This window comes from Candidatus Symbiopectobacterium sp. NZEC151, assembly GCF_025962655.1.
In the GTDB taxonomy this organism is placed as follows: domain Bacteria; phylum Pseudomonadota; class Gammaproteobacteria; order Enterobacterales; family Enterobacteriaceae; genus Symbiopectobacterium.
The window spans coordinates 353322-374696 of sequence record NZ_JAGFPE010000003.1 but is presented as its reverse complement, the minus strand read 5'-3'; the positions used below and the strand labels follow the sequence as shown (position 1 = coordinate 374696).

Annotated in this window: 20 protein-coding genes and 1 other RNA gene; 13 read left to right on the top strand and 8 right to left on the bottom strand. The window is 56.3% G+C overall.

Annotation, left to right across the window (positions count from 1 at the left end):
* Window positions 1-149: 149 nt before the first annotated feature.
* From ubiI to J5067_RS12430, 4 genes are read right to left on the bottom strand one after another with little or no spacing between them, the layout of a single operon-like run.
* The gene (gene ubiI / locus J5067_RS12445; protein ID WP_264643953.1) at window positions 150-1370 is read right to left on the bottom strand and encodes an FAD-dependent 2-octaprenylphenol hydroxylase; all 1221 of its coding nucleotides are present in this window, start codon (window positions 1368-1370) and stop codon (window positions 150-152) included.
* A 24-nt stretch (window positions 1371-1394) separates the two neighbouring features.
* On the bottom strand, window positions 1395-2573 hold the full coding sequence (gene ubiH / locus J5067_RS12440; RefSeq protein WP_264651230.1) for a 2-octaprenyl-6-methoxyphenyl hydroxylase: 1179 nt from the start codon (window positions 2571-2573) through the stop codon (window positions 1395-1397).
* Window positions 2574-2578: 5 nt separating this feature from the next.
* On the bottom strand, window positions 2579-3952 hold the full coding sequence (gene pepP, locus J5067_RS12435; protein WP_264651229.1) for a Xaa-Pro aminopeptidase: 1374 nt from the start codon (window positions 3950-3952) through the stop codon (window positions 2579-2581).
* Between the two features lie 53 nt (window positions 3953-4005).
* On the bottom strand, window positions 4006-4590 hold the full coding sequence (locus tag J5067_RS12430) for a YecA family protein (RefSeq protein ID WP_264643956.1): 585 nt from the start codon (window positions 4588-4590) through the stop codon (window positions 4006-4008).
* A 186-nt stretch (window positions 4591-4776) separates the two neighbouring features.
* Here J5067_RS12430 and zapA point away from each other — a divergent pair, with 186 nt between their 5' ends.
* The 3 genes from zapA (at window position 4777) to J5067_RS12415 (ending at window position 6041) form a co-directional block, all read left to right on the top strand.
* On the top strand, window positions 4777-5106 hold the full coding sequence (gene zapA / locus J5067_RS12425) for a cell division protein ZapA (protein ID WP_195315702.1): 330 nt from the start codon (window positions 4777-4779) through the stop codon (window positions 5104-5106).
* A 115-nt stretch (window positions 5107-5221) separates the two neighbouring features.
* Window positions 5222-5405: non-coding RNA, 6S RNA (ssrS, locus tag J5067_RS12420), on the top strand.
* A 45-nt stretch (window positions 5406-5450) separates the two neighbouring features.
* Window positions 5451-6041 carry a 5-formyltetrahydrofolate cyclo-ligase gene (locus tag J5067_RS12415; RefSeq protein WP_264643957.1) on the top strand — a complete coding sequence of 197 codons (591 nt, stop codon included), beginning with the start codon at window positions 5451-5453 and terminating at the stop codon, window positions 6039-6041.
* A gap of 14 nt (window positions 6042-6055) precedes the next feature.
* Here J5067_RS12415 and nadR read toward each other — a convergent pair whose 3' ends face one another.
* The 3 genes from nadR to serB form a co-directional block, all read right to left on the bottom strand.
* Complete coding sequence (nadR, locus tag J5067_RS12410) at window positions 6056-7315, bottom strand: multifunctional transcriptional regulator/nicotinamide-nucleotide adenylyltransferase/ribosylnicotinamide kinase NadR (RefSeq protein ID WP_264651228.1); 1260 nt, start codon at window positions 7313-7315, stop codon at window positions 6056-6058.
* 96 nt (window positions 7316-7411) lie between these two features.
* The gene (radA, locus tag J5067_RS12405) at window positions 7412-8794 is read right to left on the bottom strand and encodes a DNA repair protein RadA (protein WP_222159329.1); all 1383 of its coding nucleotides are present in this window, start codon (window positions 8792-8794) and stop codon (window positions 7412-7414) included.
* Between the two features lie 17 nt (window positions 8795-8811).
* Complete coding sequence (gene serB / locus J5067_RS12400) at window positions 8812-9789, bottom strand: phosphoserine phosphatase (RefSeq protein ID WP_264643959.1); 978 nt, start codon at window positions 9787-9789, stop codon at window positions 8812-8814.
* Window positions 9790-9930: 141 nt separating this feature from the next.
* Here serB and J5067_RS12395 point away from each other — a divergent pair, with 141 nt between their 5' ends.
* Window positions 9931-10608, top strand: a complete 678-nt coding sequence (locus J5067_RS12395; protein WP_264627917.1) for a YtjB family periplasmic protein — start codon at window positions 9931-9933, stop codon at window positions 10606-10608.
* Window positions 10609-10937: 329 nt separating this feature from the next.
* Complete coding sequence (locus tag J5067_RS12390; protein ID WP_264644365.1) at window positions 10938-12263, top strand: gluconate:H+ symporter; 1326 nt, start codon at window positions 10938-10940, stop codon at window positions 12261-12263.
* A gap of 62 nt (window positions 12264-12325) precedes the next feature.
* Here J5067_RS12390 and tam read toward each other — a convergent pair whose 3' ends face one another.
* A complete protein-coding gene (tam, locus tag J5067_RS12385; RefSeq protein WP_264651227.1) occupies window positions 12326-13099 on the bottom strand; it encodes a trans-aconitate 2-methyltransferase in 774 nt (257 codons plus the stop codon).
* A gap of 247 nt (window positions 13100-13346) precedes the next feature.
* On the opposite strand from tam, the gene prfC reads away from it, so the two are divergent.
* From prfC to J5067_RS12345, 8 genes are all read left to right on the top strand, one after another.
* Window positions 13347-14936: a peptide chain release factor 3 gene (prfC, locus tag J5067_RS12380; protein WP_264643962.1), complete on the top strand. Its 1590-nt coding sequence runs from the start codon at window positions 13347-13349 to the stop codon at window positions 14934-14936.
* A 404-nt stretch (window positions 14937-15340) separates the two neighbouring features.
* Entirely contained in the window at window positions 15341-15955 is a 615-nt protein-coding gene (gene osmY, locus J5067_RS12375; protein WP_264643963.1) for a molecular chaperone OsmY, read from the top strand.
* A 170-nt stretch (window positions 15956-16125) separates the two neighbouring features.
* Window positions 16126-16287, top strand: coding sequence for a DUF1328 domain-containing protein (locus J5067_RS12370; RefSeq protein WP_196906570.1), 162 nt, complete (start codon window positions 16126-16128; stop codon window positions 16285-16287).
* A gap of 168 nt (window positions 16288-16455) precedes the next feature.
* Complete coding sequence (locus tag J5067_RS12365; RefSeq protein ID WP_264643964.1) at window positions 16456-16668, top strand: stress-response protein; 213 nt, start codon at window positions 16456-16458, stop codon at window positions 16666-16668.
* 51 nt (window positions 16669-16719) lie between these two features.
* A complete protein-coding gene (locus tag J5067_RS12360) occupies window positions 16720-17565 on the top strand; it encodes a TatD family hydrolase (protein ID WP_264628560.1) in 846 nt (281 codons plus the stop codon).
* 314 nt (window positions 17566-17879) lie between these two features.
* Window positions 17880-19412, top strand: coding sequence for an ABC transporter substrate-binding protein (locus tag J5067_RS12355; protein WP_264651226.1), 1533 nt, complete (start codon window positions 17880-17882; stop codon window positions 19410-19412).
* A gap of 58 nt (window positions 19413-19470) precedes the next feature.
* Entirely contained in the window at window positions 19471-20388 is a 918-nt protein-coding gene (locus J5067_RS12350; RefSeq protein ID WP_264643967.1) for an ABC transporter permease, read from the top strand.
* A gap of 71 nt (window positions 20389-20459) precedes the next feature.
* Window positions 20460-21365: an ABC transporter permease gene (locus tag J5067_RS12345; protein WP_264651225.1), complete on the top strand. Its 906-nt coding sequence runs from the start codon at window positions 20460-20462 to the stop codon at window positions 21363-21365.
* The last annotated feature ends 10 nt before the right edge of the window (window positions 21366-21375 follow it).

Below are 21375 nucleotides of genomic sequence, written 5' to 3'. Positions count from 1 at the left end.
GTACCGTCAGACTGCTGACAACGTTCGTTGTTAGGTGAAGTGCGGCGATGGGGTCGTAGCGGCGTAAGCCGCCGGAGTGCCCCTCGTCACGATTCGCCGGGTAACACGGACTTGCCGAAAAGGCGTTGCCAGCAACCTCACTGTTCCATTCACTGCGGCGTAGTGGTTTGCGCCAGCCATTCCGGCAGGTCATTTAATCCCATCGCCTGACGCACCAGCACCGGTTTCACCCCCGGCAGGCGGTTCGCCAGCGTCAGACCAATATCACGCAGCAGTTTTTTCGCCGGGTTCTCCCCGTTAAACAGCTCCCTGAACCCTTGCATGCTGGCCAGCATCAGCGCGGCACTGTGCTTGCGCTGGCGTTCGTAGCGTCGCAGGTAGAGGTGTTGCCCGAAATCCTTGCCTTGCCCTTGTAAGCGTTTAATTTCGGCAATCAGCGTAGCGACATCCATAAACCCGAGGTTGACGCCCTGTCCGGCCAGCGGGTGGATGGTATGCGCGGCATCGCCCACCAGCGCCAGTCGGTGCGCGGCAAAGCTACGCGCATAGCGCCCGGTTAACGGGTGTGTTTGTCGCGCGCTGACCGTGGTGCATAGCCCAAGATGCGTATCAAAGGCGATCGCCAACTGCTGGTTAAACGCGTCATCGGGCAGCGCCAGCATAGCGTCGGCCTGCAACGGTGGCAGCGACCAGACAATCGAGCACAGGTTTGCCTCCGCCAACGGCAGAAACGCTAAAATACCATCGCCGTGGAACACCTGGCGCGCCACGCCGTCGTGCGGACGTTCGGTGCGAACCGTTGCCACCAGTGCGTGATGGCCGTAATCCCAGAACGTCAGCGGAATATCGGCCTGCTGACGTAGCCAGGAGTGTGCACCGTCTGCGCCGACCACCAAGCGCGTCGTGAGCATGGTGCCATCGTCCAGCGTGATAAACGCCTCGTTCTCGCCCCAGGCCACCTGCTGTAACACCGCCGGTGCTATCAGCGTAATGTCTTTTGCTTTCTCGGCTCGCTGCCACAGGGCGCGCTGAATGACATCGTTTTCGATAATGTGGCCGAGGCGGGAAAAGCCGTAGGCCTCGCCCTCGAAATGGATGTTGCCAAAGCTGTCTTTGTCCCACACGTACATGGCGTTATAGGGGCTGGAGCGCTGTGCTTCGATGTCTTGCCAGACATCAAGATGACGCAGCAGGCATTCGCTGGCCGCGTTAATGGCGGAGACGCGCAGCGAATAAGCCCCGTCCGCTGCCGCTTGCGGTGGCGTGCGCTGTTCCAGCACGGCAATGCGCAGCCCGGAATGTTGCAGCCCGCAGGCTAATGCCAGGCCGACCATGCCGCCGCCCGCGATAACCACATCAAATGATTGCATAAGCCCTGTTTCCTGTTGCTTGCATTAACGACTGACCCAACCCAACGTACGGCGTGCAAAGGTATCACGCACGGGCGCAACGGTATTCATGGTCATCAAACCCAGATTGCGGCCCACTTCCAGCGAGGTAAAACTGTTGGCGAACAGGCGTACCAAACCGTCCGTCAGCGCAATGGTTGCCTGTTGATCGGGTTCTCGGCGCTGGCCGTAGCGGCTCAGCACGCGATAGCTGCCGGTGTCTTCCTGCTGCGCGGCGGCCTGTGTCAGGGTTTCTGCCAGTGACATCACGTCGCGCAGCCCGAGGTTGAATCCTTGTCCGGCAATTGGGTGCAGCGTTTGCGCCGCATTGCCCACCAGCGCCACGCGATGTGCGATATGGCGTGCCGCCGTCACCAGTCGCAGCGGATAGGTGTGGCGTTCGCCGATATGGGTGATTGCGCCCAATCGCCAGCCAAAGGCGCGTTGCAGCGCGGCGCGGCATTCAGCCTCGCTCCAGGCGGCCACCTGCGTCTGATGGGATAACGGGTGGCACCATACCAACGAACTGCGTCCACCGTGCATCGGCAACAGTGCCAGCGGGCCGTCAGGGGTAAAGCGCTCAAAGGCTTTGCCCGCGTGAGGCAACTGGGTGCGGATGTTGGCAATAACGGCAAACTGCGGATACTCCTCAGTCTCCCATTGCATACCGCAGGCCCGCGCCAGCGCGGAGGAGGAGCCGTCTGCCGCCACCAAGAGTTGCCCGTGCAGCGTGCTGCCGTCATCCAGTTGCAGGGTGGCCTGTTCGGCGCTGCGTTCAACCTGTACCACCTTGCGCGGGCAGTGCACGCTCACGCCCGGCGCATTATGGAGTAAGCGAAACAGGGTCTGTCCAACCTGATGTAGCTCCACCACGTAACCCAACGCGGCGGCGCGATAATCACTGGCCTGCATGTTGACCACGCCAGCGTGGCCGCGATCGCTGACGTGCACCGAGGTGATGGGTTCTGCCTCGCTGGCGATGGCTTGCCAGACACCGATACGTTTGAGCTGTTGCACGGTGCCTTCCGCCAGCGCGATAGCGCGGGCGTCGAAGCCGGGATGCGCGCTGTCCAGCGGCGAATGTGCTTCAATCACCTCGACGGGAAGGGTGCCGCCGGAAAGGGCAGAAATGGCCAGTGCCAGCGTTGCTCCCGCCATGCCGCCGCCAACTATCAGGATCGTCATGGCGATTATCTCGCTGCCTGACGTGCGGCACGGGCCTGAGCCATCAGCGCTTCAATGTCGTCGGCGTCTTTCACCACGCCCGCCGTTAACACTTCATTACCACTGTCAGTGATCAGAATGTCATCCTCGATGCGGATACCGATGCCGCGGTACTCATGGGGCACTTTGGCGTCTGGTGCGATATAGAGCCCCGGTTCGACGGTGAGCACCATGCCGGGTTCCAGCAAACGACTGCGTTCTGATGCACCGTAATCGCCGACATCGTGCACGTCCAATCCCAGCCAATGGCTGAGTCCGTGCATGTAGAACGCGCGGTGCGCCTGTTCGGCGATCAGTTCATCGACGTTACCTTTCAGTACGCCGAGTTTAACCAGCCCTTCCACCATGATACGAATTACCTGCTCATTCACTTCACGAATGCTGACTCCGGGCTTGAACAGCGCCAGCGCTTTGCGCTGCGAAGCCAGCACGATGTCGTAAATCGCGCGCTGCGGGGCGCTGAATTTTCCGCTTACCGGGAAGGTCCGCGTGATATCACCGGCATAGCCCTGATATTCACAACCGGCGTCAATCAGCACCAAATCGCCCTCGCGCATTTGCTGCTCATTTTCGGTGTAGTGCAGAATGCAGCCGTTATCACCGCTGCCGACAATGGTGTTATACGAGGGGTAACGCGCACCGTGGCGGGTAAATTCGTGATGAATTTCCCCTTCGAGCTGGTATTCGTACATCCCCGGCTCACAGTGTGTCATGGCGCGGGTGTGGGCCTTGGCGGTGATATCTCCGGCCCGACGCATCAGGTCGAGCTCTTTCGGCGATTTAAACAGGCGCATCTCGTGCACCCAGGGTCGCCAGTCGGTCTGCGTCGGCGGTGCGATAAGCCCCTGACGCGTGCCGTTTCGCAACGTTTCCAATGCGCTGAACAGCAGACGGTCCGCGTACTCGTACAGCCCCTGAGCGTGATAAATCACATCCAGCCCGTTCAGCAGCAGGTGCAACTGTGCATTGATGTCGCTAAAGGGCAGGGCGCGATCGACATTCAAGCGCGACGGGGCCGCTTCCTGCCCCAGACGGCGTCCAAACCAGATTTCCGCCGTGACGTCGCGTACACGGTTGAACAGGACGGTATGGTGATGATGTTCATCGCTTTTTACCAGTAACAGCACCGCTTCCGGCTCGTTAAACCCGGTGAAGTACCAGAAATCGCTGTTCTGGCGATAAGGGTACTCACTGTCAGCGCTGCGCGTGGCTTCCGGTGCGGCAAAAAAAATCGCCGCGCTGGCGGGGGCCATTTTTTCCAGCAACTGCTGGCGGCGGCGAGTATATTCCTGACCAAAAGCGTCTTGTTGAATCATCACCTGCTCCTGTGTGATGCGCATACGGTGATTCCCTTCCTGCGTGGGAATCCCTGCGGGTAAGGCCGGATGCGCGATTAATGTAGCGTCGGTTTTTTCTTCTCCGGTGCAGTCTGTACCGGGCGTGTATATTCACTGTGGCAGAGAATGGCAGAGACCCTGACGTATTCGATGATTTCTTCCAGCGATTGCGCCAGCTCTTCCTGATCTTCATCTTCGTCATAGCCGAGCTGGGCAATATTGCGCAAATCATCGATGGCTTCTTTCAATTCGCCCTGCGCCTTGTTCAGGCGCGGCTGAACCACACCGAGTCCGAGCAGAAAGTGATTGACCCATCCGGCCAGCGCATCGGCACGATCAAACACGCTCACTGACGTGTTGTCGTCATCCGGCAGCAACAGTTGGAATTCAAAGCCACTCTCTTCCAGCGCTTCTTTGGTGACCTGATACAGGGTTTGCAACGGCTGAGAAACCAGATGAGAGAAGGCCAAGCCATCGTTTGTCAGCTCGTGTAACAGCGTTTTCCAACTGTCGTCGGTGTTGCCCCCGCACAGGATACCGCTGATAAGCCCGTGTATTTCCGCTGCCGTCAGTGCAACTTGTTGCTGTGTAAGGAGCGTGTCCAGGGTTTCATAGCCGGGATACGTGGTTTCTATCGACATGTGCTTTGTTCATCGTTGGCGGGTTGGTATCGTGTTATGCTACCACCAAGCTCGGCTGCTATGCCAGAAAGGGCTTGTTTCTTCTATGTTGAGTTATTATAGTGGCGCCCGCGTGAATGGGCTGTTGCCAGCCGTGATATGAATTTTTTCTGCGGCGCAGAAAACGAAATGAGGCAGGAAAGGGGCATGTCTGCACAACCAGTAGATATTCAAATCTTTGGCCGTTCGTTAAGAGTCAATTGTCCGCCGGAACAACAGGAAGCGTTGAATCAGGCTGCGGAAGATCTTAACCAGCGGTTGCAGGATCTCAAAGTGCGCACACGCGTGACCAACACGGAACAATTGGTGTTTATCGCTGCACTGAACGTGTGCCATGAACTGGCGCAAGAACGCCTGAAAACGCGTGATTACGCGGCGAATATGGAGCAGCGCATCCGCATGTTGCAGCAGACCATTGAGCAGGCGTTGCTGGAGCAAGGGCGCATCAGCGAGCGTCAGGGCACACCTTTCGAGTAAGTCGAAGAGGGCTATCGCCTTGCCTCGCATTTTGGTTTTTTAAATCGATTTTTGTTAGTTGGCCGATGTTTTTCGCTATAAAGCGTGATAGAGTTATTCACGAGTAAAGAATAAAATTTCTCTGAGGTGTTTGTCTGCGGGTCAGTCCCCTGAGCCGATATTTCAAACCAACAGAATGTAACGCTCCGCAGCCGGTGAGCATGCTCGGTTCGTCCGAGAAGCCTTATGGTTGCGACGGTATGTTCACCTTGAACCAAGGGTTCAAGGGTTACCACCTGCGGCGGCATCTCGGAGATCCCTTCTCCCCCTTCTTTTCCTTGTTATTGCCTATGAATTCTGCGTCCATGCCCGTTTCGCCACAGCAACAGCGTCAGGCCATGCGCGATCGCGTGCGTCAACTACGTCGTGCGCTTACGCAGCAGCAACAAACCTGGTTTGCCCAGCAGATTGCCGAACGCGCATTGGAACAACCTGAAGTGCAGCAAGCACAGCGGATTGCGCTGTTTTTGTCGTTTGACGGTGAGCTGGATACCCAGCCGTTGATCGCACGTCTGTGGCAGCAGGGAAAAGCGGTGTATCTGCCGGTATTGCACCCGTTTTCGCCGGGACATCTGCTGTTTTTACACTACGATGCGCAGACGCCGCTGGTGAAGAACCGCCTGAAGATCTTTGAACCGCGTCTGGATGTGCGCCGGGTGTTGCCGCTGACCCAACTCGATGTGCTGTTTACCCCGCTGGTGGCGTTTGATGCGCAGGGGCAACGGCTGGGGATGGGCGGTGGCTTTTATGACCGGACCTTACAGGGCTGGCAGCAGCGGGGGCCGTACCCGATTGGCTTGGCCCATGACTGCCAGCAGGTCGATGCCATCCCGAATGAAGCGTGGGACATCCCATTGCCTGCTATTCTGACACCCTCTCGCCGCTGGCAGTGGTGAATCTCGCGGGTTGATTACAGCGTCGGCGTATCCGGCCCACCAGAGGTGCGGTGCGACAGCATTTGCTGCACCAGTTCCACGCAACGCAGGAAGCGCGAATCATAATCGGATTCGGTCACGTGTATATAAGGGGCGTTATTCTTCACCAGCATGGTTTTGAGCAGCGTTTGGAACGCGCTGCGTGCGGTACTGCTCCCCAGGCTACGTAACCCATCCGCGACCCACGGCGTATTGTTTTCCAGCAGGATCACCAGATCAAACCGGTATTCATCAATCAACGCCTGAACAAAGGGGTGTTCGCGCCCTTCATACTGCTTGCAGAATGCCTGGGTGGTGATGAAATCGGTATCGATAAAGGCCACTTTATTGGCATATTTCACTGCAAAATCAATGTATTGAGCTTGTCCTAGCGCGATTTTGTCGTAGTCGGAATATTGCAGCGCCATCTCGTCGCCGCCCAGATGGGAAAAGACATAATCCCGGCCAAACTCCCAGGCGCTGGTGGTGTTGAATATGTTGGCGAGCTTGTTGACCAGCGTTGATTTACCGCTAGATTCGCCGCCGAGAATGGCGACGGTGCGCACGAAAAAGGGCTTCACTTCAGTGGGAATATAATCCCAATAGCGGAACGGATCGTGGCGGATCTGTGCGCCGCTGATGTTCATAAACGATCGTTCCGGGTCAACCAGCACCGCGTCGATGCCCAACTGCTCCCGATACTGCGGGGCATCTTTGGCTTCGCTGGTATAGACAAAGTTGGGCTCAATCGCCTTCTCTTGCATAAAGGCTTTGATGCCGCGGCTCCATACATCCCAGCCGTGCGGGTAGGGCTCCATGCCTTCTTCGTTAAAGGCGTGAATGCGGATATTCTTCTGATATTTAAAAGTTTGTAGCAGCCAACGCAGACGATCGCTCACGGTGGGCTGCTGCGACATCGCGCTGTGTTCAAACAGCAAGCGGTCACGCGATTCGTCGTAACCCAGGATCACATGCAATTCATCAACCTGACTACAGGCGCGCTGGATCAGGTAGATATGGCCGGTGTGCAGCGGATAAAATTTGCCGAACACCACCCCGATGGTTTTATCGTGGCGAGGAAATTCCAGTTCCAAAAAGCGGTGCAGTGCTTCCAGCTTTTGAGCGCTGGGGTTTTTGATCTTGGCATTCAGCAACTGGCTGAGATAGCCCTTGGTCATGCCGGTTGCGTCGGCAACCTGCTGAAGGGTACACCCTTTCTTGCGGATGGCAGGTTTCAGGTAATCAAAAGATGACATCGTCAGGCACTCTTGGTTTAGCACGTGTGTTTAGCATGCTAAACCAAGATACCACAAGCATACGCAACCTGCGCGCCTGTTCCCGCTGCTTGGGTATTAAAGATCGTCGAGGATCGCCAGTGCGTCAGTCAGCTTTTTCACGCCAAACACCTGCATATTGGCGGGTGGGCGTTTTGGCGCATTGGCATGCGGGACGATAGCGCGTTTGAAGCCGTGCTTGGCCGCTTCGGAAATACGTTCCTGACCGCTGGGCACCGGCCTTATCTCGCCAGACAGCCCCACTTCGCCGAACACCACCAGATCTTGCGGCAGCGGCCTGTCGCGCAGGCTGGAGACCAGCGATAACAGCAGTGCCAGGTCGGCGCTGGTTTCGGTGACCTTTACGCCGCCGACCACGTTCACGAACACATCCTGATCCGCCATTTGCAGCCCGCCGTGGCGATGCAGCACGGCGAGCAGGAGCGCCAGCCGGTTCTGTTCCAGACCAACTGCGACGCGACGCGGGTTGGCCATCATCGAGTGATCGACCAACGCCTGAATCTCTACCAGCAGTGGACGCGTGCCTTCCCACACCACCATAACGGAACTGCCGGACATGACTTCATCACCCCGGCTGAGAAAAATGGCGGAGGGGTTGCTGACTTCGCGTAATCCTTGCTCGGTCATGGCGAAAACGCCCAATTCGTTGACGGCACCGAAACGGTTTTTGTGGCTGCGCAGGGTACGGAAACGGGAATCCGCATCGCCGTCGAGCAGCACGGAGCAGTCAATGCAGTGCTCCAGCACCTTGGGACCGGCCAATGAACCGTCTTTGGTGACGTGGCCCACCATCACGATAGCGACACCGCGCGTTTTGGCAAAACGGGTGAGATAGGCGGCGGTTTCCCGCACCTGCGCCACGCTGCCGGGGGAGGATTGGATATCGGCCAGATGCATCACCTGAATCGAGTCGATAACCATCAGCCTGGGCTGTTCCTGTTCGGCAATCAGGCAGATTTGTTCGATGCTGGTTTCCGACAGCATGTTGAGGTGCTGGGTCGGCAGGCCCAAGCGGTGCGCGCGCATCGCCACCTGCTGGAGCGACTCTTCCCCGGTGACGTACAGGGTTTTCATCTGCTCGGAAAGTTTGCACAGGGTTTGCAGTAGCAGGGTACTTTTCCCCGCGCCGGGGTTGCCCCCGATCAGAATGGCGCTGCCGGGCACCACGCCGCCGCCCAACACGCGATCGAACTCGCTAAAGCCGGTAGAAAAGCGCGGCAGCGCTTCCAGGCTGATGTCAGACAGCTTTTGTACGCGGCTGATGCCCTCGTGGTCGCCCGCATAGCCGGTACGGCGATCGGTGCGGGAGGTCGCGGCGGCGGCCAGCCGCACTTCGGTAATGGTGTTCCAGGCGTTGCAGGCGCTGCATTGGCCCTGCCAGCGCGGGTAGTCGGCACCACATTCGTTGCAAACGAAGGCGCGTTTAACGGCTTTTGCCACGGTTCACCTCACTGCTGTTAGCGTTTTTCGTGCCGCAGGCTGCCGCTCAGTACGCACATGACGCCGGTTAAATCGGCATGGCGGATGCTGACGGGGGCCTGCTCATTCACTTTGGGTTTGGCATGATAGGCGATGCCGAGTCCAGATGCCTTGATCATCACCAGATCGTTAGCACCGTCACCGATGGCAATGGTCTGCTCTTCGGGGATCTCCAGCTTTTCTGCCAGTTGGCGCAGGGTTTTGGCTTTATATTTGGCATCGACGATCGGGCCGACCACTTCGCCGGTCAATTTACCGTCGCGCAGGCCCATTTCGTTAGCCACTGCCGCTACCAGGCCGAGTTTCTCTTTCAGGTGATCGGCGAAATAGGTAAAGCCGCCGGACGCAATGGCAACGTGCCAGCCCGCGGCCTGCAACTGCTCGACCATATAGATCAACCCCGGCATCAGCGGCAGATCCTTACGCACTTTTTGCAGGATATCGGCATCGGCTCCCTTCAGGGTACCCACGCGTTCGCGCAGGCTGGCGGAGAAATCCAGCTCACCGCGCATTGCCCGCTCGGTAATCGCGGACACCTTTTCTCCGGTGCCGGCCAGTTTGGCGATTTCATCAATACACTCAATCTGGATGGCGGTGGAGTCCATGTCCATTACCAGCAAACCGGGGGCACGCAGCGTCGGGGTGTTGCACATCGGCGCCACATCCATCCCCAGCTCGTGAGCCAGTTTGGTGGCGCGCGGCGTGAGCGAACCGGCCAAACGCACCACCTGATAGTCCTCTACGTTCCAGGCGCTGACGATCACCATTGCCGCACCGAGCTTGCGCTGGTAACGCGTGAGCAAGTTTTTATCGAGCACGTCGCCGTAGAGCAGCCAGCCGGTGTCCCCCGCGCGGTAGTCGAGCGGCATCACTTCATCACCGCTGAGTGATAACGGCAGTCCCGGCCAACAGTTAATCTCGTTAGGGAGATCGCGGTAGGTCTGACTATTCGGCATGGGGCATCCTCTTCTGGCAAAAAAAGCGCGTACTGACGCGGGTAAACATAACAGAACATCACTCAGAAAACAGGGCAACAAGCTATCCTATCGCTATCGCTTCTGGCAACATGAAAGTATGCAAATCGCTCAGGGATTCTCATGGTCCACACCCGGTTAAAATTCCGCTTACACCGTACCGCTATTGTGCTGATCTGCCTGGCGCTGCTGGTCGCATTGATGCAGGGGGCGTCCTATTTCAGCCTGAGCCATCAAATGGCGCGTTCAGAGCAGGTTGAAGACATTGCGCGCACGCTGGCGCGGCAGGTGGCGTTCAGCCTGACGCCGCTGATGGAAAGCAACGATGATAACAGCCAGAAAATCAGCACGATGCTGGCGCAGTTAACGCAAAATAGCCGTATTCTTGACGCGGCACTCTATCAGCAGGACGGTTCGTTGATTGCCCGCACCGGGGAAGAGGTCGTGGTGCGCGACCGGCTGGCGCTGGATGGTAAGCGGGTGGGTAGCTATTTCAACCACCAGATTGTGCAGCCCATCAACGGCAAGGATGGCCCGATCGGTTTTCTGCGTATGACGCTCGACACTCACGTGTTGGCGACCGACGCCAAGCAGGTCGACAATACCACCAATATCTTACGCCTGATGATTCTGCTGGCCTTGGCGATCGGCATTATTCTGGCCCGCACGCTGTTGCAGTACCGCCGCAGCCGCTGGCAGCAGTCACCCTATCTGCTCACCGCCAACACGCCGGTGAAGGAAGATGACGAGAGTCGCTCAGCGCTTGTGCCGGAGGAGAAAACGGACAAGTCCGAGTCATAGTACGAGATCGATAACGGTGGCGCGTGTTGTCGCGTGCTGCCGTGCCACTTCCCGCCTTTTGGTTTCCCTCTTAACCTTATTGGTATAATACGTTTCTCATTTATTGCATGTTTATCGTATACGTTGCATTTCTTTATGTGATTTAAATCACGTAGAAGTAGTGGTCATTTTCCCCATAAAAAAATTTTTAATCTTCATCACAGTTTTTGGCGCAGGGTGGGCGCCTAATTGGTAGGACATGTTTTGCTGTGGTCATGTATGTAGAAAAGAAATGTCCGACTAATTTGGTTTTTTTATTCAATGTTTACGGGGAAAATATGAATTTCATTATTGAGGCGCTGCCCATTATATGGGTGGCTCTGGGCGTCGTTTTGCTGTTAATTTTAAATATGAAATTTAAAATTAACGGGATGTTGGCACTGCTGCTGGCGGCGGTTTTTGTCGGGGTGTGTGAAGGGTTACCACTTGAGGCAATTGGTAAATCGATTGAAAATGGCGTCGGCAGTACGCTGGGGCATCTGGCATTAATTATTCTGTTTGGTGCCATTCTGGGTAAATTGATGGTGGATTCCGGTGCGGCGCAGCGGGTTTCATCAACGTTACTGAAAAAATTCGGGCCACAGAAAGTTCAATGGGCCATTCTGGTGATTGGCTTGATTTTCGGTCTGGCTATGTTCTACGAAGTGGCCTTCCTGATTTTGGCTCCACTGATTATCAGCATCGCCCGAGAAGCAAAAATTCCTTTCCTGAAACTGGGTATCACCATGGTCGCCGCCGCCACCACGGCGCACAGCCTGTTCCCACCTCAGCCCGGCCCCACGGCGCTGGTGACTGCATTCCATGCAGATATGGGGATGGTGTATATTTATGGCATTATCGTTGCCATCCCTACCGTAATTTGCTCGGGCATCCTGTTACCCAAACTGCTGGGGAATTTGGATCGTCCCATTCCCGAATTATTGGAATCGCAAAAGGTATTTTCTGATGATGAAATGCCAAGCTTTGCGATCAGCCTGTTGGTGCCCTTGATCCCGGCGATGATTATTACCGGTGTTACCGTGCTGAAGCTGTTTATTGCCAAAAATAGCGTGGTGCTGCCTTTCCTTAATTTTATCGGCAGTGCGCAAATCAGTATGTTGATTGCGGTATTGGTCAGCCTGTTTGCTTTTGGCGTTAATCGCGGCAGAAGTATGTCCGACGTCATGAAATCCTACACCGTTGCCATTGAAAAAGTAGCCATGGTGGTGTTTATCATCGGTGCGGGCGGCGCGTTTAAACAAATTATCATGGACACCGGCGTCGGCGATTATATTGCGGATATGATGCGCCATTCATCGGTGTCACCGCTGATCATGGCCTGGTTTATCACCGTACTGCTGCGTCTTGCTACCGGTGCTGGTACCGTCTCCGCCATCACGGCGGCTGGGATTGTCGGTCCGATGATCACCACCTTTAACGTCAACCCGGCGCTGATGGTGCTCGCCACCGCCTCCGGGAGTAACACTCTGACTCACGTTAACGATGCCGCGTTCTGGTTGTTTAAGGAGTATTTTGGGCTGTCGATTAAGGACACCTTCAAAACCTGGGGGCTGTTGGAACTGACCAACTCGGTGGTGGGATTACTGATCGTGCTGCTGCTTTCGCTGGTGGTATAACCCTTTACCGTTGTCTTGATTGCTTCAGGCCCGCCAGCGCGGGCCTTTTCTTTGTCTGTCACTTAGCGTTTGCGTGCCACAATAAACAGACGCGGGAACGCCAGCAGGCGTTTGCCGTCGGCGTGTGGCGGGTAGGCCGTTTCCAGATGTTGGCGATAGCTAGCAAGAAAGGCGGCCTGTTCGGCGTCGTCAAGCGGCGCAAGGAAAGGGCGCAGGCCGGTGGCGCGAAGCCAATCGACAATCGCCTGTGCGTCATCCATCGGGTGATAGTAAGTGGTGCGCCACAGGTCGACGTCGCAACCGGCATTGGTCAGCAGATCGTAATAGGCGCTGCTGGTGAGCAGGCGCTGGCGCACACTGGCGGTATCACCTATTTTATCACGCCAGCGTCCCTGTTCGGCCACCGTGCGCATCAGCCGGTGGCTGGGTTCGTCCAGGTTATCCGGCATCTGTACCGCCAGCATACCCCCTTGAGCCAGCTGCTGTGCCAAATGCGGAAACAGCTGTGCATGCTCCGGCACCCATTGCAACGAGGCGTTGGCATAAATCACATCCTGTGGCTGCGCGGGCCGCCAGGTGGCGATATCTGCTTGCACAAACCGCTGCTGCGGCAGGCGTTCGCGTGCTTGTGCCAGCATGGCTGCCGAAGTATCGACGCCCGTCACCGTCGCGTGCGGCCACGCCTGCGCTAACAGCTCAGTGCTGTTACCCGGCCCGCAGCCCAGATCGCTGACGGTGTTGGGATGCGGATGTGCAATGCGGGCAACCAGTTCTTGTGCCGGGCGGGTGCGTTCATTGGCAAAGCGTAAATAGAGCGCGGGGTTCCAATCTTTCATCGTTGTTCCTGATGGGTAGCAGACGGGGCAGGGTGAAAACAGCATGCCAGATTTCTTTCTCTGGCGCTTGTGGGGATACGTTGCCTTTTATTTCCAACGTATTGCGCGAATATGCGCCGATTGATTGTGTCTCACCCACAAATCAGGGAAAATACCCGGCTAATACGATTTTTTCCCACTTTGCCTGACGCGAACATCCTGATGCCGATGCTCTCGCCGGGTGGTTAACATAAGAAACCTGAAAATCATGTCTCCAAGTGAATACGCCCGCGAAGTTGCGAAACGCAGAACGTTCGCCATTATCTCTCACCCCGATGCCGGTAAAACCACCATTACCGAGAAGGTACTGCTGTTCGGACAGGCCATTCAGACCGCCGGGACGGTGAAGGGGCGCGGCTCGAACCAGCACGCCAAATCAGACTGGATGGAGATGGAAAAGCAGCGTGGTATCTCCATCACTACGTCAGTGATGCAGTTCCCGTATCGGGAGGCGCTGGTCAACTTGCTGGATACCCCGGGGCACGAAGACTTCTCCGAAGATACCTACCGCACGTTGACGGCGGTGGACTGCTGCCTGATGGTGATCGATGCGGCAAAAGGGGTGGAAGATCGTACCCGCAAGCTGATGGAAGTGACGCGTCTGCGCGATACGCCAATTCTGACGTTTATGAACAAACTCGACCGCGATATCCGCGATCCGATGGAAGTGTTGGATGAAGTGGAAAGCGAACTGAAAATCGATTGTGCGCCGATCACCTGGCCGATCGGCTGCGGCAAGCTGTTCAAGGGCGTTTACCACCTGTACAAAGACGAAACCTACCTCTACCAGACCGGGAAGGGCCATACGATCCAGGAAGTGCGTATTGTCAAAGGGTTGGATAATCCGGATCTGGATAAGGCCGTCGGTGAAGATCTGGCCGCACAGTTGCGCGAAGAGCTGGAACTGGTGCAGGGCGCTTCTCATGAATTTGAGCTGGAGGCTTTCCTGTCTGGTGCGTTGACGCCGGTGTTCTTCGGCACCGCGCTGGGCAACTTCGGTGTCGATCACATGCTGGATGGACTGGTCGCCTGGGCACCTGCGCCGATGCCGCGTAAGACCGACACCCGCACCGTTACCGCGCAGGAAGAGAAATTCACCGGTTTCGTGTTCAAGATTCAGGCGAACATGGACCCGAAACACCGTGACCGCGTCGCCTTTATGCGCGTGGTGTCCGGCAAGTATGAAAAGAGCATGAAGCTGCGTCAGGTGCGTACCGGCAAGGATGTGGTCATTTCCGATGCGCTGACCTTTATGGCGGGTGACCGTTCCCATGTGGAAGAGGCATTCCCCGGCGATATCATTGGGTTGCACAACCACGGCACCATCCAGATTGGCGATACCTTTACCCAGGGTGAAGAGATGAAATTCACCGGTATCCCGAACTTTGCGCCGGAACTGTTCCGCCGCATCCGTCTGCGCGATCCGTTAAAGCAGAAACAACTGCTCAAAGGATTGGTGCAACTCTCGGAAGAGGGGGCGGTGCAGGTGTTCCGCCCGCTGGCCAACAACGATTTGATTGTTGGGGCCGTGGGGGTGTTGCAGTTTGACGTGGTAGTGGCGCGCCTGAAGTCAGAGTACAACGTGGAAGCCATCTATGAATCGGTCAACGTCTCCACCGCACGTTGGGTTGAGTGTGCCGATGCGAAGAAATTTGAAGAGTTCAAGCGCAAGAACGAGTTGCATCTGGCGCTTGATGGCGGCGACAACCTGGCTTATGTGGCACCGACCATGGTAAACCTGAATTTGACGCAGGAACGCTACCCGGACGTCACCTTCTTCAAAACCCGCGAACACTGATTTTTCCCGCGAGTGCGGTGTTGTCGGTTAAAAAACCGGCGTTTAAAAGGACTCGGGCGTAGTGTCCGGCCTTTTAAACGTCGGTTTTATTTTATGACTATTTATCAATTGATTAGGCTGTTTTTATTTGATTTTTACCCGCCCTTCATTCCCACGGACAAATCCGAAATGCCGCCGGAAAGGGACTTTTCCTCCCTATTCCGCTAGGAATCGTCGTTCCATGCACTATAGTTAATATCGCGTTAACAATTAGTGAGTTTCACTGCTGGTGATAAATCATGTAGTGCGTTATATCGACTACGGGATATTTGGCGACGTTAAACGCTTGGTTTTGCTGAGTCGCATTGAGTGCCAACACCCGCGTGATTGATGTCCGCGTGGACCATAGCAAAAGGAAATAATCGATGAAAAACATCCTTAACGCAAAAACGATGATGGCTGTTGTACTGGGTTCCCTGCTGACGGCGGGCAATGCACTGGCCGAAGAGACGCTGGGGCAAAAAGTGCAGCTGGCGGCGACAACCACGGGCGCAAAGATTGACAGTTCTCTCCAGAAAGCCTCTGGCTACATGGATGACAGCACCATCACCGCCAAGGTGAAAAGTGCCCTGATGGATGACAAGGGGATCGAGAGCGGAGACATCTCCGTCTCCACCACCAAAGGCGTGGTTACGCTGACCGGTTTTGTCCCTAGCCAGGCCGTAGCGGCGCAGGCAGTCGCAGTGGCGACCAAGACCGAAGGCGTGCAGTCGGTGAGTGACAAACTGCAAATCAAGGATAACGCCACCCAGTCAGTGGGTTCCTATACCGATGATGCGGTCATCACCAGCAGCATCAAGGCCAAACTGCTGGCTGACAAAATCGTGCCGTCGCGCCACGTGAAAGTGGAAACTCAGGAAGGTGTGGTGCAACTGAGCGGTAATGTGAAAAACACCGCGCAGTCAGCGCGTGCAGAGAGTATCGCCAAGGCGGTATCCGGTGTGAAAAGCGTTAAAAATGATCTGACCGTCACCCATTAACGGGCCTGTCGCCCCTTAATGCTCGCGTATTCGGCGGAGGGCAACCTCCGCCACCCTCAAGCCAATTAGCACTTGGTGTCGTTAAAATAAAAGACCGGTGGAAACGCAGCGGTATGCGTAATTAACCTCAGGACGAGCGCCACTCACCCTCGTTAAGGTAAGGAGAGCGTATGTTTCGTTGGGGCATTATTTTTCTGGTGATAGCACTGATCGCGGCGGCTCTGGGATTCGGTGGGCTGGCTGGTACCGCAGCGGGTGCGGCCAAAATTGTCTTTATTGTCGGGATTATCCTGTTTTTGGTCAGCTTGTTCGCGGGACGTAAGCGACCCTGACTATCCGTACCCACAATCGCCATTTGTCTGAAATTTTAGTCTGCGCACGGGGTGTTAACGAAAATCAATCTGAACCATAATAAGATTGTCATCGTCACCCCGCATACTGTTTGCGATGCTTGCTGAACGTTGGTGTGATTACGGTGCGGTTTGTTCGGGAGGTTCGTGATGAATAGCGATATCGTGGTAGGTCGATGGAAGCAGTTGAGAGGGAACTTCTGGGCGCTGTGGGCCGAGTGGTTTGACAGCGATTGTGCCTGGCTGGAAAGCAACAATGATTATCTTGCCGGTATTTTGCAGGAAGATTACGGACTGCAAGAGGGCGATGAACTGTCGGATGCTGTTGTGCAGGCGGAAAAAGGTTCAGTAACGCTACACTAAGTTGATGCTACACTACGTTCACGTTGCCCTACGTTGACGTTGCACTCTGGCATGGATAATTCCCACAGGCGCTTTTCCTTTATAGATACCCATTGTCACTATGATTTTCCGCCCTTGAGCGAAAATGAAGTGGCAAATATCGCGCTCGCCGCAACGGCAGGGGTAACGCATATCCTGGTGCCTGCGGTTGAGTCCCGCTATTTTGCGCGCATCACTGCGCTTTCGCAGGCTCATCCTGAAATCTATGCCGCGCTTGGCTTACACCCACTCTATATTGCCCATCATCAGGATAGCGATGTGGATCTGCTCGAACAGCAGCTGCGTCAACGGGATGACCGACTGATCGCGGTGGGAGAAATCGGGCTGGATCTGTATATGGCCGAGCCCCGTTTCGAACGCCAATGCGAACTTCTGGAAGCGCAACTGGCGTTGGCGAAGCGCTACGACTTGCCGGTGATGCTGCACTCCCGACGCACTCACGATCGTTTGGCGCAGCTGTTGCGCCGTATCGATGTGCCGCGCAAAGGCGTGGTACACGGTTTTGCTGGCAGCGAGCAGCAGGCGCTGGCCTTTATCAAGTTGGGATACTGCATTGGCGTCGGCGGCACCATCACCTATCCACGCGCCAATAAAACCCGTCAGGCGATTTCTCGCCTTCCTCTCGATAGCCTGCTGCTGGAAACCGATGCGCCCGATATGCCGCTTAACGGTTTTCAGGGACACCCCAATCGCCCCGAGCGTGCCGCCAATGTGTTTCACACCCTGTGTGAGCTGCGTTCAGAACCGCCTGAGGTGATAGCGGACGCGCTGTATCGCAACACCTGCCGCCTGTTTACCTTGCCGGGCGTTCACGCCAACGGCGGGGTATCAAACGTCGTTTCTCAAAGCGAGAAATAGCAACGCCTTATCGCTACTCTCGTTAACAGTGCAAAAAATCGACGCTCTGCACCGTTATCGATCTTCCCCTCTGCACCGCTACATCGCGCGGTTGCTCGCTAACGCGCTGCGCTCATGGCCGATGGATAGCGATTTATTATTGCTCAATGCGTAACAACGGCAGCAGCGCGGCGGTTTCTCGTTTTGAGAAGGCTGCTGTCTTAAATCAGTAACAAGCTGGCAACCCGGTTGGCGTCACTCTTGCAAAAACACCCTGAACCAGGATGAACGATGATCCTTGTATTCCTCCTTTTATTCATGGTGTGGAGAGTAACATGACGCGTTTACTTGCAAGACGGCTACAACAATATGTGTTCACGGCAGCGCTGATGGGAATGGCCGCCCAAAGTTACGCCGGGAAAGCCAATGATACGTTGGTCTATGCCTCTGACAGTGAGATAGAAAATGTCAGTCCCTATCACAACACCATGCGGGAAGGGGTGATTTTAGCCCATCTGGTGTGGAGTAACCTGGTTTACCGCGATCCAAAAACCGGTGAATACAAACCGGAACTGGCTACCGATTGGCAGTGGGAATCACCGACTGCATTACTGATGCATTTACGCCAAGGGGTCAAATTTCATAATGGCGATGATTTCACTGCGGATGACGTCGTCTATACCTTCGAACATGTTGCCGGCCCGAATACCGACTCGGTGGTGCCGCAAAGCGTTAACTGGATCGCGCGCACCGAAAAGGTGGATGACTACACGGTCCGCCTGCATTTAGCCAAGCCGTTCCCGGCGGCGTTGGAGTACCTTTCCGGCCCGACACCTATCTTTCCGGCGAAGTATTTCCAGAGCGTGAAGCTGGCAGGTTTTAGCCGTGCGCCGATTGGCACCGGCCCGTATAAGGTGGTGCAGGTGATCCCCGGTCAGGGCGTCACCATGGCGAAAAATCCCGATTACTTCAAAGAGAGCCCCCTGGGTCAGCCCAAGATCGGCAAGCTGAACTTTGTGGTGATCCGCGATCCGGAAACCCGTCTGGCACAGTTGATGACCGGGCAGGTGGATTGGATCTGGCGCGTGCCTTCCGATCAGACCGAGGCGTTGTCTGCCATGCCGAACCTCGCGGTGAAAAGCGGTGAAACCATGCGCGTCGGCTTTGTGGCGATGAGCATTCACAGCGATTCGCCGGAAGGGAAGCCTTTTCAGGATGTGCGCGTGCGTCAGGCGGTGAATTACGCCATCGACCGCCAAAGCATGGTGACTAACCTGGTGAAAGGCGGCAGTAAACCGGTTTATACCGCCTGCTTCCGTGAGCAGGTGGCCTGTGATGCCAGCAAGGCGATCAATTACCCGTTCGATCCGCAAAAAGCCAAACAGCTGTTGGCGGAGGCCGGTTATCCCAACGGGTTTGATACCGATATCTGGGCCTACCGTGAGCGTGATTACGCGGAAGCGATTATTGGCTATCTGCGGCAGGTTGGCATTCGCGCGCGACTGCATTACGTGCAGTTTCCGGTGATGGCGGACGCGTTGATTTCCGGCAAAGCGCCCATGGCGTTCAATACCTGGGGCTCGTTTTCGATTAACGATGCTACCGCGTTCACCACGCCGTACTTTGGTGGCAAGGGCAATGACATCTGGAAGGATCCCGAGGTGACTAATACCTTGCTGAAGGCCGATGAAACCATCAACACCCAGGATCGCGCTGCGCTGTATGCCACCGCGTTGGGGCGTATCTCCTCTCAGGCCTATATTGCGCCGTTGTTCTCCTACTCAACCCACTATGCCTTTACCTCCGATCTGAATTTTCAGGATTGGCCGGACGAGCTGCCGCGCTTTGCCCTGTCCAGTTGGAAGTAATGCCTGTGGCGGGAGAAGCGCCGCTTCTCCCGCGTTGTGACCAAGAAGGAGCCGCATTATGGCGAAGTACGTTTTTCATCGGCTGCTGGTGGCGCTCGCGGTGTTGTTTACCGTGGCGCTGGTGAGTTTCTCTCTGTTGCATCTCTCCGGCGATCTGGCAGCAGCGATTGCCGGTCCTGAAGCCACGGCAGAGGTGATTGCGCAGATTCGCGTGCGATACGGATTGGATCAGCCGCTTGCCACGCAGTTTGGTCATTGGCTCTGGGCCGCGCTGCATCTCGATTTCGGACGTTCTTTCTATTTTGAACACACTGTGATGGAGCTGATTGGGCAGCGTATGCCGGTCACCCTGAAATTGGGGGCGGTTTCTTTGCTGCTGGCGCTGTTGGTGGCGCTCCCGCTCGGCGTATTGGCGGCGGTGTTCCGTGATTCCTGGGTCGATCGCAGTGCCGTGATGACGGCGGTGCTCGGGCAGGCTATGCCCAATTTTTGGTTTGCGCTGCTGTTGATCCTGATTTTTGCCGTGGGGCTCAAGTGGTTGCCGGTCGCCGGTAATGCCACCTGGCAACACTTTGTTCTGCCCGCCATTGCGCTGGGCTACTACGCCATGCCCTCCCTGATGCGGCTTACCCGCTCCGGTATGCTGGACGTGCTGAACGCTGACTATATCCGCACCGCGCGCGCCAAGGGGTTGAGCAGTTTTCACGTCATCGTCAAACACGGCTTGCGCAATGCGATTATTCCCGTGGTCGCGCTGGCGATGGTGGAACTGGGCTTTATGTTGGGCGGCTCGGTGGTGATTGAATCGGTGTTTGCACTGCAAGGCTTAGGGCAATTGGCGTGGGATTCCATCTCCCGCAATGACTTCCCGGTGGTGCAGGCCATCGTCCTGATTATCGCGGTGTTCTATATCGTTCTCACCTTTCTGGCGGATGTGCTCAACGCGGCACTCGATCCGCGCTTACGGGCGCGCTAGGAGTGAGCAACATGAAAGCATCTGAAAAGACATCCGCATTGTGGCTAGGTTTTTTTTCGCGAGGTGGCGCTGTGACAGTAACGCAAACTGAGGCCGGACAAACTGGGTTATTACCGCAACCGGGCCCGTGGCAACGTGCCGTGCGGCGCATCCTGGGTCACCACAGCATGACGCTGGGCGTGGTGATTTTAGGGATTGTGGTGGTACTGGCGCTGCTGGCGCCGTGGATCAGCCCGCACGACCCTTATGCGCAGGATGTCAGCCGACGCCTGATCCCGCCGGTCTGGTATGAGAAGGGCAGTTGGGAGCATATTCTGGGCACCGATAAGCTGGGACGCGACTACTTAAGTCGCCTGCTGTTTGGGGCGCGCGTTTCGCTGCTGATCGGGCTAGCCGCCGCCGCGCTGGCGGGCGTTATTGGCATCACGCTGGGCGTGGTCGCCGGTTACTTCGGCGGGCGTGTGGACGCAGTGGTGAGCTATCTGCTGACGGTACGCCTCTCGATGCCAGTGATTTTGGTGGCGTTGGCGATGGCATCGCTGGTGGGGGGCTCGGTAAACGTGGTGATTCTGCTGCTCGGGTTACTGCTGTGGGATCGCTTTCTGATCGTCTCGCGCTCCGTAACGCGCCAACTGCGGGAAGAGGAGTTTGTTGCTGCGGCGAAAACGTTGGGGGCATCGTCGGTTTTCATCATGGTGCGGGAAATTCTGCCCAATTTAGTGGGGCCGCTGACGGTGGTGGCAACGCTTGAGATTGCCCACGCCATTCTGTTGGAAGCCACGCTCTCCTTTCTGGGGCTTGGGGTACAACCGCCGATGCCCTCCTGGGGATTGATGGTGGCAGAAGGTAAAGCCTACATGTTCTTCCAGCCCTGGGTGATTTTGATCCCCGGTATTGTGCTGGCGGTGGTGGTGCTAGGCATCAATCTGGTCGGTGATGGCTTGCGCGATATCACCGCCGTAGACGGGCGTAACTGAGGAGGTTGCC

Excerpts from the sequence above, each read along its gene's own strand:
- J5067_RS12370 (WP_196906570.1), top strand. The coding sequence starts at position 16,126 with ATGTTTCGTTGGGGCATTATTTTTCTGGTGATAGCACTGATCGCGGCG.
- J5067_RS12430 (WP_264643956.1), bottom strand. The coding sequence starts at position 4,590 with ATGTCGATAGAAACCACGTATCCCGGCTATGAAACCCTGGACACGCTC.
- ubiI (WP_264643953.1), bottom strand. The coding sequence starts at position 1,370 with ATGCAATCATTTGATGTGGTTATCGCGGGCGGCGGCATGGTCGGCCTG.
- ubiH (WP_264651230.1), bottom strand. The coding sequence starts at position 2,573 with ATGACGATCCTGATAGTTGGCGGCGGCATGGCGGGAGCAACGCTGGCA.
- prfC (WP_264643962.1), top strand. The coding sequence starts at position 13,347 with ATGTCTCCAAGTGAATACGCCCGCGAAGTTGCGAAACGCAGAACGTTC.
- tam (WP_264651227.1), bottom strand. The coding sequence starts at position 13,099 with ATGAAAGATTGGAACCCCGCGCTCTATTTACGCTTTGCCAATGAACGC.
- J5067_RS12365 (WP_264643964.1), top strand. The coding sequence starts at position 16,456 with ATGAATAGCGATATCGTGGTAGGTCGATGGAAGCAGTTGAGAGGGAAC.
- J5067_RS12350 (WP_264643967.1), top strand. The coding sequence starts at position 19,471 with ATGGCGAAGTACGTTTTTCATCGGCTGCTGGTGGCGCTCGCGGTGTTG.
- J5067_RS12360 (WP_264628560.1), top strand. The coding sequence starts at position 16,720 with ATGGATAATTCCCACAGGCGCTTTTCCTTTATAGATACCCATTGTCAC.
- J5067_RS12395 (WP_264627917.1), top strand. The coding sequence starts at position 9,931 with ATGGTCCACACCCGGTTAAAATTCCGCTTACACCGTACCGCTATTGTG.
- osmY (WP_264643963.1), top strand. The coding sequence starts at position 15,341 with ATGAAAAACATCCTTAACGCAAAAACGATGATGGCTGTTGTACTGGGT.
- serB (WP_264643959.1), bottom strand. The coding sequence starts at position 9,789 with ATGCCGAATAGTCAGACCTACCGCGATCTCCCTAACGAGATTAACTGT.
- pepP (WP_264651229.1), bottom strand. The coding sequence starts at position 3,952 with ATGCGCATCACACAGGAGCAGGTGATGATTCAACAAGACGCTTTTGGT.
- J5067_RS12415 (WP_264643957.1), top strand. The coding sequence starts at position 5,451 with ATGCCCGTTTCGCCACAGCAACAGCGTCAGGCCATGCGCGATCGCGTG.
- nadR (WP_264651228.1), bottom strand. The coding sequence starts at position 7,315 with ATGTCATCTTTTGATTACCTGAAACCTGCCATCCGCAAGAAAGGGTGT.
- zapA (WP_195315702.1), top strand. The coding sequence starts at position 4,777 with ATGTCTGCACAACCAGTAGATATTCAAATCTTTGGCCGTTCGTTAAGA.
- J5067_RS12355 (WP_264651226.1), top strand. The coding sequence starts at position 17,880 with ATGACGCGTTTACTTGCAAGACGGCTACAACAATATGTGTTCACGGCA.